The organism is Hymenobacter lapidiphilus (assembly GCF_003417065.2).
Classification (GTDB): Bacteria; Bacteroidota; Bacteroidia; order Cytophagales; family Hymenobacteraceae; genus Hymenobacter.
On the sequence record NZ_QVLT01000070.1, the window covers coordinates 1 to 1002 of the forward strand.

1 protein-coding gene is annotated in these 1002 nt (G+C 57.4%); it reads right to left on the reverse strand.

Annotated elements, in window-relative coordinates:
- The coding region (locus D0N36_RS19225) for an IS481 family transposase (RefSeq protein ID WP_116943427.1) at positions 1 to 946 on the reverse strand (946 nt) is incomplete at its 3' end.
- Positions 947 to 1002 lie beyond the last annotated feature (56 nt).

Below are 1002 nucleotides of genomic sequence, written 5' to 3' on the forward strand. Positions count from 1 at the left end.
TGTATAGTCCCAGCGTGAGGTGGGTCGGGTCCTGGGTAAAGTTAACGGGGTTTTTCTGCCACTCGGCACAGACAAATTCATGTGGCGTGAGGCCGCGCAAGGTCTTAAGCCGTTTGGCGTGGTTGTAAGCCAGCAAAAAGGCTTGTAGGTGCTCGTTGAGCTCTTGCGTGGTCTGATAGTGAAAGCGCTGAACGGTGGCCTCTTTCAGCGTGCGATTCATCCGTTCGACTTGGCCGTTGGTCCAGGGGTGAGCGGGCTTGGTCAGACGATGCTCGACGCCATACTCGCGGCAGATGCGGTCAAAACTGTGACCGCCTGGCAGTACTTGATGCGGCTGTGCTGTGAACTGCACGCCATTATCGGTCAATACCTTGTGTACTTTGTAAGGCAGCTTGTCGAGCACGCGGCGCAAAAATTCTGCCGCTACCACCCGCTTAGCGCGCGGATGGAGTTCGGCGAAGGCGACCTTGCTCGTGCGGTCGATGGCCACAAAAAGATACTGCTTGCCTTCCTCCGTGTGCACTTCGGCAAAATCGACGTGCAGATAGCCGACGGGATAGTCCTTGAATTTCTTCTTCGCTGGGCTCTGCCCCTCTTCGTTCAAGGGCAAGCGGCTGATGCCATGCCGCTGCAGACAGCGGTGCAGCGCCGAGCGCGACAGGTGGGGAATAGTGGCCTGTAAGGCATACAGACAATCGTCGAGCGGCAACAAAGTGTGCTTTCTAAAAGCTACTGTAATCGCCTCCTGCGCGAGTGTGAGTACGGTGGAGGCGGGCGTTGGCCCCATCGCGGCATCTGCCGTCGTCGCGCGCTTGCGCCACTTGGCCACCGTTTTGGGGTTGATGCCGTGTCGGGAGGCTAACGTTTGTAGGCTTTCCTGACTACGTTGGATAGCGGCCCGTATTGCCGAAGTTGTGCGGGCGCTGCCGTGGAGTATTTGTCCCATAAGTGCGTGCGAAATTCCAGCCCGGAAAATACACCATCTCTCCCTGGGACTATACA